The sequence below is a fragment of the Abiotrophia sp. HMSC24B09 genome (assembly GCF_001815865.1).
Lineage (GTDB): Bacteria > Bacillota > Bacilli > Lactobacillales > Aerococcaceae > Abiotrophia.
The window spans coordinates 106,196-119,502 of the sequence record NZ_KV822213.1 but is presented as its reverse complement, the minus strand read 5'-3'; the positions used below and the strand labels follow the sequence as shown (position 1 = coordinate 119,502).

General features: G+C 48.4%; 13 protein-coding genes. 1 reads left to right on the top strand and 12 read right to left on the bottom strand.

Translation table 11 applies throughout. The features are described 5' to 3' along the window. Positions 1–12 precede the first annotated feature (12 nt). Positions 13–2,190 carry a class 1b ribonucleoside-diphosphate reductase subunit alpha gene (nrdE, locus tag HMPREF3093_RS08690; protein ID WP_070756581.1) on the bottom strand — a complete coding sequence of 726 codons (2,178 nt, stop codon included), beginning with the start codon at positions 2,188–2,190 and terminating at the stop codon, positions 13–15. Then, the gene (gene nrdI / locus HMPREF3093_RS08685; protein WP_035363895.1) at positions 2,183–2,548 is read right to left on the bottom strand and encodes a class Ib ribonucleoside-diphosphate reductase assembly flavoprotein NrdI; all 366 of its coding nucleotides are present in this window, start codon (positions 2,546–2,548) and stop codon (positions 2,183–2,185) included. The genes nrdE and nrdI overlap by 8 nt, the downstream gene beginning before the upstream one ends. Before the next feature lie 273 nt (positions 2,549–2,821). Here nrdI and HMPREF3093_RS08680 point away from each other — a divergent pair, with 273 nt between their 5' ends. Next, on the top strand, positions 2,822–3,298 hold the full coding sequence (locus HMPREF3093_RS08680; RefSeq protein ID WP_070756580.1) for a BlaI/MecI/CopY family transcriptional regulator: 477 nt from the start codon (positions 2,822–2,824) through the stop codon (positions 3,296–3,298). A gap of 62 nt (positions 3,299–3,360) precedes the next feature. On the opposite strand, the gene HMPREF3093_RS08675 is transcribed toward HMPREF3093_RS08680, so the two are convergent. The 10 genes from HMPREF3093_RS08675 to polA form a co-directional block, all read right to left on the bottom strand. Beyond that, positions 3,361–4,182 (bottom strand): class A sortase, encoded by an 822-nt coding sequence (locus HMPREF3093_RS08675; RefSeq protein WP_257244580.1) that lies wholly within the window; start codon positions 4,180–4,182, stop codon positions 3,361–3,363. A gap of 75 nt (positions 4,183–4,257) precedes the next feature. Continuing rightward, positions 4,258–5,211: a LacI family DNA-binding transcriptional regulator gene (locus HMPREF3093_RS08670; protein ID WP_070756599.1), complete on the bottom strand. Its 954-nt coding sequence runs from the start codon at positions 5,209–5,211 to the stop codon at positions 4,258–4,260. Positions 5,212–5,370: 159 nt separating this feature from the next. Next, positions 5,371–5,769 carry a PTS sugar transporter subunit IIA gene (locus HMPREF3093_RS08665; protein ID WP_070756579.1) on the bottom strand — a complete coding sequence of 133 codons (399 nt, stop codon included), beginning with the start codon at positions 5,767–5,769 and terminating at the stop codon, positions 5,371–5,373. Between the two features lie 122 nt (positions 5,770–5,891). Continuing rightward, entirely contained in the window at positions 5,892–6,098 is a 207-nt protein-coding gene (locus HMPREF3093_RS08660; RefSeq protein ID WP_070756578.1) for a hypothetical protein, read from the bottom strand. Between the two features lie 11 nt (positions 6,099–6,109). After that, the gene (gene dnaI, locus HMPREF3093_RS08655) at positions 6,110–7,048 is read right to left on the bottom strand and encodes a primosomal protein DnaI (RefSeq protein WP_070756577.1); all 939 of its coding nucleotides are present in this window, start codon (positions 7,046–7,048) and stop codon (positions 6,110–6,112) included. A 12-nt stretch (positions 7,049–7,060) separates the two neighbouring features. Next, positions 7,061–8,527, bottom strand: coding sequence for a DnaD domain protein (locus HMPREF3093_RS08650; protein WP_070756576.1), 1,467 nt, complete (start codon positions 8,525–8,527; stop codon positions 7,061–7,063). A gap of 33 nt (positions 8,528–8,560) precedes the next feature. Beyond that, entirely contained in the window at positions 8,561–9,037 is a 477-nt protein-coding gene (gene nrdR, locus HMPREF3093_RS08645) for a transcriptional regulator NrdR (protein ID WP_023390995.1), read from the bottom strand. A 77-nt stretch (positions 9,038–9,114) separates the two neighbouring features. Beyond that, entirely contained in the window at positions 9,115–9,702 is a 588-nt protein-coding gene (gene coaE / locus HMPREF3093_RS08640; protein WP_070756575.1) for a dephospho-CoA kinase, read from the bottom strand. After that, positions 9,695–10,573, bottom strand: coding sequence for a DNA-formamidopyrimidine glycosylase (mutM, locus tag HMPREF3093_RS08635; protein ID WP_070756574.1), 879 nt, complete (start codon positions 10,571–10,573; stop codon positions 9,695–9,697). The genes coaE and mutM overlap by 8 nt, the downstream gene beginning before the upstream one ends. 44 nt (positions 10,574–10,617) lie before the next feature. Then, entirely contained in the window at positions 10,618–13,260 is a 2,643-nt protein-coding gene (polA, locus tag HMPREF3093_RS08630) for a DNA polymerase I (RefSeq protein WP_070756573.1), read from the bottom strand. Positions 13,261–13,307: the final 47 nt, after the last annotated feature.

Sequence of the window (13,307 nt, the reverse complement as noted above, 5' to 3'; positions counted from 1 at the left end):
GTCTGACGCCTCCTAGATCGAGCAGCTTTCGCATTCGTTGCTACCGACTTCGTCGTTATTTTCCGTAAAGGTCCGCACATAGTAGATGGACTTGATGCCCTTCTTCCAAGCATAGTGACGTAAGATGTTAAGGTCACGTGTAGTCATCTTGTTGGTTCGGCCTTCTTTCCACTCATACATGCCTTCTGGCAATTCTGAACGCATGAAGAGGGTTAAGGACATGCCTTGGTCGATATGTTTTTGGGCCGCCGCATAGACGTCGATCACCTTACGCATATCGGTATCGTAGGCTGATTTATAGTATGGCAGGGTCTCATTGGATAGCATTGGCGCTGGATAATAGGTCTTCCCTGTCTTCTTCTCTTGACGTTCTTCGATCAGACGCGTAATTGGGTGCAAACTAGCACTAGTCTCATTGACATAAGAGATAGACCCTGTTGGCGCAATAGCCAGACGGTTTTGGTGGTAGAGGCCGTGAGCCGCTACTTGCTCCTTAAGGGCACGCCAGTCATCTGCTGTTGGCAGTGCCACCTTGCTCATGATGGCAGCCACCTTGTCAGAAGTCACTTGGAAAGGTGCTTGGATATAAGCATCGAAGTACTCACCTGTCGCGTACTTAGAATTCTCGAAGTTGTCAAAACTCTTGCCACGTTCCTTAGCAATCTTGTTGCTAGCTACTAAAGTGTAGTAGTTGAGGGCATAGAAGTAGGCTTCAGTCAATTCAACTGATTCTGGTGAGCCATATTCCATTTGGTTGATGGCGAAGAGGGTATGCAAGCCCATGCCGCCCAAACCAATGGTATGAGCCAAATCATTGCCGTGCTTAACAGTTGGCACTGCTTCAATGTTAGAGTGGTCAGTGACATAGGTCAAGGCCCGGACCGCAGTCTCTACCGATGAAGCAAAGTCAGGTGATTCAATCATGTTTGGAATGTTAGTTGAACCCAAGTTACAGCTAATGTCTGTCCCTAAGACTTCAAACTCTTGACGGTTGTTAATGTGGCTTGGCCGTTGAACTTGAAGGATTTCAGAACAGAGGTTGGACATGGTAATGGTCCCATCAATTGGGTTAGCCCGGTTAGCCGTGTCGATGTTGACGATATATGGGTAGCCTGATTCTTGTTGGAGCTTAGAAATCTCATTTTCCAAGTCACGTGCTGAAATCTTAGATTTGCGGATTTCAGGGTTGTTAACCAAGTTGTCGTATTCTTGCGTAATATCCACATAGGCAAATGGACGGCCATAGATGCGTTCCACATCGTATGGACTGAAGAGGTACATAGGCTCATCTTTGGCAGCTAATTCGTAGAATTTATCTGGTACCACGACCCCTAAAGATAGGGTCTTAACCCGGACCTTCTCATCCGCGTTTTCCTTCTTGGTTGAGAGGAAGGAAACAATATCTGGATGGAAGACATTGAGGTAGACAGCACCGGCCCCGTTACGTTGGCCTAATTGATTAGAATAGCTAAAGCTATCTTCCAAAAGCTTCATTACTGGCACAACCCCGCTAGAGGCGTTCTCAATCTTCTTAATTGGGTCACCAGCAGCTCGTAGGTTGGACAGGTTCACCCCTACCCCACCTCCAATTCGAGACAGTTGTAAGGCAGAGTTGATAGCCCGACCGATTGAGTTCATATCGTCAGAAATTTGGATTAAGAAGCAAGAAACCAACTCTCCACGGCGCTTACGCCCTGAGTTGAGGAAGGTTGGAGTTGCGGGTTGATAGCGTTGGCTGATCATTTCGTCCCGCAAACGTACCGCTAATTCCTGGTCCCCGTCCGCTAAGAAGAGGGCACAAAAAGCAATACGGTCTTCATAGCGCTCTAGGTAGCGAGCCCCATCGTTGGTCCGTAAGGCATATTGGGTATAGAATTTGAAGGCAGACATGAAGGACTTGAAGCGGAACTTCATCTTATAGGTGCTGGAAATCAGCTCCTTGATGAACTCCATTGGGTATTTCTCTATGAATTCCCGTTCGATAAAGTCGTTATCTACCAAGTAGTTAATCTTCTCTTCCAAAGAATAGAAGAAGACCGTGTTAGGGTTAACGTGCTCTAGGAAATAAGCACGCACGGCTTCCCGGTCCTTGTTGAGAGGGATTTTCCCATCAACAGGACGGTTTAATTCATTATTGAGTTTGAAGTAAGTGACTTCAGTCGGACGACTCTTTAAGACTGGTTTATCCAAGTTGTTCCACCTGCTCTTTCAATTTATTAACATCATTTTCGGATCCCTGAAATTCAAATAAGTGCAAGAGGGGCACTTGATAATCTCGGGCTAGATCCTTGGCTGTAAAACCAAATAAGGTATTAAAATTACGGTTCCCACCACCGGCAACGCCCTTAAAATAATGGCGGTTATTGCCTACTTCGATAAATTCATTCACTATCTCGGTTGCTTCCTTCTCATAAGTCGGCACGACTACAATATAGGGTTCCTGGACTTCAGTGAAGACGGAGTCTGGAGTAATCTCCAACAAGGGATAGTCTAATTTATGGACAAACTTACGCGTTTGACCCGTGATGGATAGGTAGACCACTAGCAATTTCAACACCTCCCTGAATAGATTTTTCAACATGTTCTATCTTACCATATTTGGGACGAAAAACAAGCCTTAAGCCCCAACATTTAGTGCACAATTCATCTAGACAACACAAGATATAGTGGTTTGAAAAACAATCACTCGCTTCAAATCCGGTCCAATCGAGCCTTTTAACTAGGGCTCCCCCTATATCTTGTGCTCCTGGCTTGACAAGGGCTTCTGAGCCTACTAGACTAAGAGATGACAAATGTAATTTTTACAGAAAGGAGCCCGCTCATGACTGCCAATCTAAGCCAAAATAAATCAGATATGTATCATATTAGCGAGGCTGAGTGGCGGCTTATGAGACTGGTTTGGACTATGCCCGGTATCACCAGTCGTCAACTCATTGACACACTATCCGCCTCAAGTGATTGGAAGGTTGGGACCATTAAATCCCTGCTCTCGAGACTAATTCAAAAGGGCTATTTAGACAAAGCCGAAGGGATTAGCCCCTATCAGTTTTATGCAACGATTAGCCAGGAAGAGGCCACTCTCCTTCGCCTACAAGCAGCCCTTGATCCTGTTTGTCGAAAAGATCGCGCCCATTTTCTGGCCCGGCTATTAGCCAGCACACCATTAAGCCAAGCTGATTGCCAAGCTATCATAACGCAACTAGAAGAACAAGCCAAGACTGCCCCGGAGACCATCCCCTGTCAGTGTCCTCCTGGAGCTTGCCAATGTCATCATTCAAAAAGCCATCCCAAAGCTTAGTTAGACTATTATTTATCTCCTAAAACAAAACCCCAGACATTCTGTCTGGGGTTTCTACTTGTTTAGTTATTGGTAGGAACTGTCTGTTTGGCTTTGAAGGCATTGACCATATCTTTGGATGCTTCTTCGATAGGTTTAGTTTCCACTAACTTAGCTTGAACAACGACACGCATGGTAAGAGTCGAGTCACAGGTAATCATGGTTAGGATTGGATTGGTTGTAGGTTCAATCAAATCCACACGACTTGGATCCACTTGATCGATGTAATTCACTTCATATTTATAGACCTTGTCTAAGTCTGTCAGATAGACAGCTTGGCCTACCTTGGCATGCATCAAAGGTTCAAAAAGTAAGCCCTTATGAATGGAGTGATGGCTAGCAATAGAATAGTTAGATTCCCCCATCTTCTGGCTAGGAGTCAAAGTCCCTGCACCTAAGAACATCCCTTCATTGGTTACTCCCTTATAAATTGGTAAGTTCATACCAACATCTGGCATGGCCACGCCACCTACAGTCGGAAGATCCTTGGCATTAATTCCATTTGCGATGACATCATAAGGATTAAGTGGTTTGATGACACCAAAGTCATAGTTCACTTCCTTCTTCTCATTTGCTTCAATTTCAGCCCGCTTATTACGGTCCAACTCAGTGACTGCATTCGCCTCCTGACCTTGACGGACCAAATAGTTCTTGATTGGATCTAGCAAGAATAGCACTGCCGCCGCTAAGAAAAGCAAGATTGCCAGAAAAATCCGCCAAGAGAAGCCCCCTTTTCTTTTCTTCCCTTGTTTTTTCTTACTTGCCTTTGAGGCCATATCAGGCTTCTTAGCACTTTTATTTCCTTGACGCATACGCTCAGTGCGCGTCATTCTTTTCTCAGTCATAGTTTATATATCCCCCTCTATCTACTTATGATTCTTAGTTTATCATGTCACTAGCTAAATAGGAAGTAAAGCAACCTACAATCTAGTAGACCCTCTTTCCACCAAATCTGCTTCAAAGTAACAAGCCGTTTCCTTGAGGCTTTCTCCTTCAATTAAGCGCATGAGCTGTTCCACACAGGCAATCCCCATGTCCAAGACTTTCTGCTTCACAGTCGTCAGCTGCGGGCTAGCAATCTGGTCTAAGAAGACCCCATCAAAGCCAATAACCCCAACATCGTCCGGCATGGTTCTTCCCAGTGACTTGAGCCCCCGCTGAATGCCTAAGGCAATGCGATCTGAGGCACAAACGAAGCATGTGTTAGGTTCCAAATGCGCGTCCAGACGCTCAACCAATTCTGCTGCCGCGGTCGAGGAATTCCGAATGCGGTGAATTTGTGCCGTGTGATCTGGATGTTGCGCCAGAGCGTCTTGATAGCCTTGCTCCCGCTGGCGCTCGAAGTATTCCGGCACGTCAATCCCGACAAAGATAATGTGGTCGTAACCTTTTTTAAAGGCATACTCGGTGGCCTTAAATTCAGCCTGCCGGTTATCAGAATCAACAAAAGGCACCCCGTAGGTATTCTCCCCGTAGAGAATAAGCGGCTTGTCGATTTTGCGAATCCATTCATAATCGGACTCTCGCATGCCGGTGATAATATAACCATCACTATTCCCCGTATCAATGGTGTTCTCCGTCATGAGTTGGAGGGAGTATTGGTACTTATCTAAACCTTTGGCAATCCCAGATAAGAGGTTCATATAATAAGGCTCTGTCGCGTCCATTTCTTCCAGAATCAAGACCTTAACAATCAGGGTCCGGTTCTGAGCTAGAGCCTTGGCCGCCATATTAGGTCGATAATTGAGTTCTTCCATGGCCTGATAGACCAATTGCTTGAGTTCATCCGTCACCAGTTGGGGGTGATTGATTACTCGAGAGACCGTCATTTTAGAGACATTGGCCTTCTTGGCCACGTCTTTCAGCGTTGCGATAATGTCCACTCCTCTCCATCGATTTGCCAGTGTATTCTTCCCTATTATACACTAAAATAACCTGCTCTTGCGACTAAAAGCAGGTATTTTTTTAGGAAATTACTATGAATTTACTAGGAAATAAATTTAGGCAATTGAGGTCGCGCATGATAAGGAATCCTAGTCCCGTGCCTGCAGAATCCCCCTAAGCAGACCTTGGCGTCCTATGACCACTAAGTGATCCGCCAGGTCAGTCACTGAACTTGCTGTGGATGCTTGGTCAATGGCCTCTAAAATCATAGCCAAATTCGTTCCTGCCAGGACCGCGACTTGTGGATGCCCCTGAGACAGCAACATGCTGACATTAAAGGGGGTGCCACCTTTAAAATCTGTTAAAAGCAACAAACCTTCTTCCCCATGCCTCTCGACACTGGCAGCGATTTGAGCTTGGTAGTCACTGAGATTGGTGCCTTCCTCAAAAGGCAACCAGTCGATAAGCTCCTGGTCACCAACAATCATCCTACTGGCTGCCGCCATGCCGGAGGCAAAGCCCCCATGCCCTGTCACCAAGACCTTCATCTGACATCCACTCCTTGCTTTTTCTTACTTCTATTGTATGTAACTTGAGTCCATCAGACAAGCCCTGAACATAAGAAAAAAGCCCAGTTCAAGCAGAACAAGGCTAAAAAGAATTGATTGGCTTAATCGCGAGGCTTAATATGTCGCAAATGGGTCAAGGCCAAAGCCAAGAAAAGGCTGTTAACAATCATCGGAAAGGCTAAGACCGTTTGCTTTTCCTTGAAGTAGTAGGCTGCCAGGACAAATAGTTGGACAGCCAAGACGATGACCATAAGGAAGCGGGTCATCCGATAACGCTTGGTCAATTCATTAGGTTCTGGTTGATTCATTGCTTTACTCCTTATCCTTGCCGTTTGAGTTGCCGGCGGTTTGGTCCATCGAGGGTGATTTCACGCGCTAGGTAACGAACCCGCTCCATGATACGGCCTGCCTTGGCTAGGCTAATGCCTTTTTGGTTGTAGGTCAGGACTTCTTCGTATTCTTTGAGAGAGAAGTTGGAAGTGAAGAAAGTCGGTAACGATTCCCGCATACGATACTCTAGAATAATGGCCAAGACTTCGTCTCGCACCCAGCCCGACGGATCAGACTCGGCGCCCATGTCATCTAGCATTAAGACATCCACCTGCTTGACCTTATCCAAGTTGGCTTGGGTGCTATTGTCCCGAATAGAAGCCCGCATATCAGAAGCAAAGGTCGGGAAGTGTAAGAAAGTCACCGTTGCGCCCTCTTCTTCCACCAAATGATTGGCCAAAGCCCCCAATAAATAGGTCTTACCCACCCCATAAGGCCCCGTAATATAGAGACCTTGTGCAGATTTAGGATCTTGGTGATAGGTCTGCATAAATTGCGTCACCGCATTGATTAAGGCCTGACGTTCTGGCGAATCAATGATGTAATCAGCCAAATGAGCCTGGCGGACATCATCTGCCATCATGCGGTTATCTAAATTAGCGGCTTGGCGACGGGCCTTGAGGCTGGCCAAGTAATCGGTGGTTGGTTTGTAGCGGACATCAATAAAATTATGGTTAATGAATAATTCCGGCTGGTAGCCTGGGTTGGTCCCTGCCTGTCCTGCTTCAATAGCCCGACGTTCTAGGCGAAACTCATTGAGTTTGGACAGGGAATTTTGAATCATTTCCCCACTTAATTCTGCCTGATGTTCTTGGAGGAAGGCTTGAATGGCTTCATCCTGGCGGACCAAGGCCACTGCCTGCTCATAAATTTCTTGCAGATGGGGCTGGTTCATAATCTGACGCATGACGTCTTGGATTGTCTCCATAAGATTCCTCCTCTAGTGGTCTAGCTCCTGGGCTGACCCTTTCTTAAATGGATTGACGAAGGTCTGGGTGGCTTGACTAGCAGTTGGGCTAGCATCAGGCTGGGCTTGACTTGAAACCTGCCCTGAATCTTGGCCTTCTTGGCGTTGCTTGGCTAACCACGAAGGCACCACTTCTTGACGCTGTTGGGCGCCAGCCCCCTTGTGGGTCCGGCCATAAGGACGTCCCGACTCCTGGCTAGACTTCTTGGCTTGGGCCTGGCGCTTGTCTTCGATATAGCGAAAGACTTGGTGGACTTCTTTAATCCCCTTTTGCTGCCATTCATCCAGTAATTTTTCGAAATTAGACTTGTAAAGGTGGTCGCGCCCTTCCATGACCAAGAGGTAATAGACAGCTAGGTTGACAATGGCAGGCGACAATTTAACCTTATCCAAAGCAGCTTCTAGGTTATAGCCTTCTTGGTCGCTCCGGATGCCACCCTTAGCTTGCTTGACTTGTTTGAGAAAGGCTAGCGGTGGCAAAATCTCCGCCGTGGCAATAATTTGTGCCTGATTATTGCTATATTGGCCTTGTTCCCGCAAGGTTTGCGCACGAGCTTGAATCTGGTCTTTGAGCTGGCCTGCCTGGTTAGCAGCCGATTCCTTGCTGCTTAGGCTAGCCTTATAACGCTTAGCCAGACTCGGTAATTGATCCATGGCAATTTGTTGCGTCTGGTCTTGGTAGGCCAATTTAATGACTGTCGCCACTTGCTCCTCGTTAAAGCCATAGACTTGATGGAGACTAGCCATTTGCTGGCGCAGTTCCCGCGTGAAGAGTCGGCTATTGACTTGAGCCGCTTCTAGTATATCCAGAACCTGACCATAACGGAAACTATCCTGACTCTCTTGGTCCAAGCTGGCTTCTGCTGGATTAGGGGCGGTCTGCTGACGGTAGGAGCCAGATAAAGCATCCTGGTTCTGAGCGTCTTTGATAGCTTGGTCTGATGGATAGTCGAAGACCTGACTGAAGGACTGGGTTACTTCCACATACTCGCTGGCGTCCATTTCTTCCCATTCAAAGCGGCGCATCAAGCGATAGAAGGCTTGATCCCCAATCTTATTCATCAGCAGAGCCGCATAAAGGGGGTGCTGCAAGAAGCTCCCCACCTCAAGTGGCGCTATGACTTCATAGGACACTAATTGAGTCTGGACATTACCCTGGACCTTTTTAGGTTGATAGGATTTGAGTAAGCCCAAGGCCTCCAAGTAACCGCGGGCTTGATTTAAGTCGGCCGGCGAAACTTGCAGTTGATCAATCAGACTAGCATGCATGACCGCCGGGCTCCAGGTACCGTCCGCTCCTGCGTAATCCGTTAAAGACAGATAGAAGGCTAGCCCCACCGTGCCGATAACAGGCTGATAGCATTGGCGCAGGGTCACCTGCTGTAGCTGGGACAAGGGCGCTTGCTGCCGAACCCGAAAGGGCTGTAAGGGACTTAACATGATGGGACCTCCTTTCTAAAATTGACGCTTGGCTTATTTCTTATCGTTTTTCTCGCTTAAACGATCTTGCAGGGCTTGGAGTTCCTTTAAGAAACTCTCACGCGAATGGAATTGACGATAGACACTGGCAAAGCGAATATAAGCCACTTCATCTAATTCCATCAAGAGTGGAATCACAAATTCCCCAATTTGTTCTGACTCAATTTCCTGGTCGGTAATTTCACGAATCTTGTTTTCGACTTGTTGAGCCAAAGCCTGCATTTGTTCCATGGTAATAGGCCGTTTTTCAGCTGAACGCACAATCCCGCGCAATAGCTTCTCTTGGCTGAATTCTTCCCGGGTACCGTCACGCTTAATGACCAACAAGGGAATCTGTTCGATCCGTTCATAGGTAGAGAAACGATGTTTGCAGTTGAGGCATTCCCGCCGCCGCCGGATTGCCGCCCCACCATCAGCTGGCCGGGAGTCATTAACTTTGGAGTTTTGGTGATGGCATTTTGGACATTCCATAGGGTTCCCTCCTTATCTTCTGGCGCCAGATGGCGCTTTTCCCTTCTATTATAACGAATTCTTATCAGAGGAACAAGCTAGAGACGGCTTAAAGCCTGATCTACCTGGGCAAAGGTCGCCGCTAAGGTTCCCTGATTATCGATGACTAGATCTGCACGTTGGCGTTTGGTTTCAATAGATGCCTGGCTGGCAATGGCTGCCTCCGCTTGGTCCTGGCTCCAGCCATTACGGGCCATTAGCCGCTCGACTTGTAAGTCATGAGGCAGATAAACCACCCAGACCTGATCCATTTTTTGGTCATAGCCTGTCTCATAGAGTAAGGGGATATCGAAAAAGGCAAGCTGTGCTCCCGCTTGGGCCAGACGCTGACTCTCCGCCTCCAAGGCCTCATAAATGAGTGGATGCAAAAGCTGATCCACCTCCTGGCGCAACCGGGCATCTCCGAAGAGACGCTGACCAAAGACTTGGCGGTTAAGGGCACCTGACTCATGAAGAATTCCCCTACCAAATCGCACCACCAAGCGCTCCAGGCCCTCTTGGCCAGGTGCCACTAGCTGACGGGCTATTACATCCGCATCGACAAGTGGATAGGCAAGTTCCTTCAAGTAGTTAGACACGGTGGATTTACCCGTGGCAATCCCTCCTGTTAAACCAATTCTAAGCATGGCATTTCCCTCCTAGCGGATGCTTGAGGCGGGCTGATTGACAATGAGGGCAGAAATGGGTCCCTCTTCCGCCCAATTGGACCTTATGGATTAGGCGGCCACAACGTTCACAGGGCTCATCTACTCGGCCATAGACTGCCAAGGACTCCTGATAGGTTCCCGCTGCTCCCAAGGAATTGCGATAGGTCCGAATGGTAGAACCCCCCGCCAGCACCGCCGCCGCCAAAATCTCAATAATAGCGGCATGCAGGCGTTTGACCTCATGGACGGTAAGGTCGCAGGCCGGTCTTTGCGGATGAATCCGCGCCTTAAAGCAGACTTCATCCACATAAATATTGCCTAAACCAGCCACCAGGGTCTGGTCCAGCAAGAGGGGCTTAAGTGCCCGTTTAGAAGACGCTAACTGAGCCCGAAAATGAGCCAAGTCAAAGGCTTCTTGAGTAGGCTCGGGTCCTAACTTCTTGCTGGCAAAATAGCTTTCTAATTGGTCCTTGGCCATATAAGAGAAACGTCCAAACTTGCGGACATCTTCATAATGGAAATGACTGCCGTCCTTAAAAGTCATGATCAGATGCACATGTTTGGGCTTGGTCTTAGGCTCCTGACCTGGTGGGTAGACATGGCACTTACCTTCCATTCGCAAATGAAAAACTAGCACCTGAGAACCAAAATCCAGCCATAAGTACTTGCCCCGCCGCCCCACTGCTTGGATGGTCTGACCTCGCAAGTAGTCTTGCCACTGAGCCAATGTCTCTTGGGGCCTTAAGTCAATTAGCTTAGGCCAGAAAACTTGAACCTCCGCAATGGTCTTGCCCTCAATCAAACTAGTCAGGCCACGCCGTACCGTTTCTACTTCGGGTAATTCTGGCATAAGTCACTTCCTTTCTAGGCCGGGCTCTCTAAGGAGCCTAGGCCTTATTTTAGTTGATACCAGTTGCTACCACTGGCTGCCTCTACCTTGAGTGGTACTGATAGGCTAACAGCGCCCTCCATAACTTCCGGTACCAAGTCTTCTAAAATGGCGATTTCGTCTTGAGGTGCTTCTAAAATCAACTCATCGTGCACCTGTAAGAGCAGACGCGCCTGGAGGCCGCGTTGACGAATGGCCTGGTCTAAGGCCACCATGGCTACCTTAATAATATCGGCGGCTGTTCCTTGAATTGGCGTATTCATGGCCGTCCGCTCTGCAAAGGAACGCAGGTTAAAGTTGCTGGAATAGATATCTGGTAAGGCACGTCGCCGGCCCCACAAGGTGCTGACATAGCCATCTTTCTTGGCTTGAGCCACAATCTCCTGCATAAAGGTCGAGATACCTGGATATTCGGCCAAGTAGCGGTCGATAAAGGCTTTGGCTTCCTTACGCGGCATGTCCAAGTTCTGGGACAGGCCGTAGTCACTAATACCATAGACAATCCCAAAGTTAACCGCCTTGGCTTGGCGCCGCATGTCACTGTCCACCACCGCATCATCCGAAAGGCCAAAGACTCGTCGTGCAGTCGCCGCATGGATGTCTTGCCCCTCCAAGAAGGCTTGCTTCATGTGCGGATCACCTGAAATATGGGCCAGCACCCGCAACTCGATTTGCGAATAGTCGGCGCCAAAAAGTTGCCAGCCTGGTTCAGACGGCACAAAGGCCTGACGAATCTTGCGACCTTCTTCCATCCGAATGGGAATATTCTGCAAGTTAGGATCCGCACTGGATAAGCGACCGGTCTGGGTCAGGGTTTGGACGAAGCGGGTGTGAATCTTGCCATCGGCTTGAATAAACTTAGGCAAGCCAGCCAAATAGGTTCCCTGAAGCTTAGCTAGCTGGCGATAGGTCAGTAGAGCTGCCACAATGGGATGGGCGTCCTTGAGTTTTTCTAGGACATCGGCTGCTGTCGAGTAGCCGGTCTTGGTCTTCTTAATGACCGGCAAGCCTAAGCGTTCGAAGAGGATTTCACCCAACTGTTTAGGCGAATTAGGATTGAAGGCTTGTCCTGCTAATGTTTGAATTTCGGCCTCTAATTCTTCTAAGCGTGCTAAGAGCAAGTCATTCATCTGATCCAGAGTGTCCACATCAACCGCTACCCCTCTTTTCTCCATATCCGTCAAGACTTGAGCTAGGGGGAATTCCATGTCTTGGTAGAGCTGAGTCATGCCCAGATCATCCAGTTGTTGGGTCAAGGGAGCTACGGCCTGGTCCAAAAGTGAAACCTTGTCGGCCAAGTGTTGAGCCAAACGCTCATTGTCTGGCAGAGCTTGTTTGACACCCTTGCCATAGACTACTTCATCCAACTGGACTTGGATGCCCAAGTCTAGATAGGTGGCCAGGCTAGTTAGATCCTTAATCTTCTCGACATCAACCAGATAGGCCGCCAAGCCCACGTCGAAGGTCACACCCGCCAGTGTCAGGCCTTGATGGTCCAGCAAGATGCTGTCTCGCTTGAGGTCTGCGCTGATCTTAGGAAGATCCCCATCTTCTAACCATTTTCTGAAGGCTGAGCTAGCAAAGGCGACTTGGCCACTTGTGGCATAAGCCTGGTCGCCTTGGGTCCATGCTACCGCCAAGACTGGTGCAAAGTGATAATTCTCGCTGAGCGTCTCCAGATAGAAGGCACCAGCTGCCTTGACATGGTCATCTTCAATTGACTCCAACCAGGTAACAGGATAGCGAGTCGTTTCTTGACTAGCGACGACTTCTGCTCCTTGATGCAGCTGGGCTAGGAAGCTACGGAAATCCATTTGGACATAAAATTCACTTAATTGAGCTAGGTCACGTTGTCCCAGTTGGCAATCATCGAGGGTGATTTCCAGTGGCGCATCTTGGACAATGCGGGCCAGTGACTTACTGAGGCGGGCATTAGCTTCGTCGCGGATAATGTTTTCCTTCATCTTGGAAGGCTTGAGTTGATCCAGGCCTTGATAGAGGCCTTCGACCGTCCCAAATTGATGGAGCAACTTAAGGGCGGTCTTCTCCCCTACCCGCTCAATGCCCGGATAATTATCCGAGCTATCGCCCATCAGTCCCTTGAGGTCAATAATCTGTTCAGGCGTCAGCTGGTACTTGTCCCAAATGCTGGCTGGCGTGTAAGGCTCTAGCTCGCTTACGCCTTTTTTGGTGATATAGACTGTCACCTGGTCGCTGGCTAATTGGGTTAAGTCCTTGTCCCCCGACACAATCATGACCTGGTCGTCTGGATCTGCCACCTTAGCCAGGGTGCCTAGGATATCGTCCGCTTCATAGTGGAGTAATTCGTAGTACTTGATGCCATAGGCATCCAAGAGCACCCGGAAATAAGGCAGTTGTTCGCGGAACTCGCCCGGTGTTTTTTGGCGTCCTGCCTTATATTCTGGGTATTGTTCCGTCCGAAAGGTATGACCAGATTTATCGAACGCCACCAAGACATGGGTGGGCTTAAATTGGTCTAAAACCCCATCCAGCATGCGGTTAAAGCTAAACAAGGCATTAGTATGTAGGCCTGCCTTATTCTTGAATCGTTCGATATCCAAAATGGAGAAGAAGGCCCGATAGGCCAAACTGCTTCCATCAATCAGTAAAATTTTGCGCTGGGTCATGGGGCGCCTCCTTAAGTGTTAATGATAAGCTCCTAGACTCTAATAGC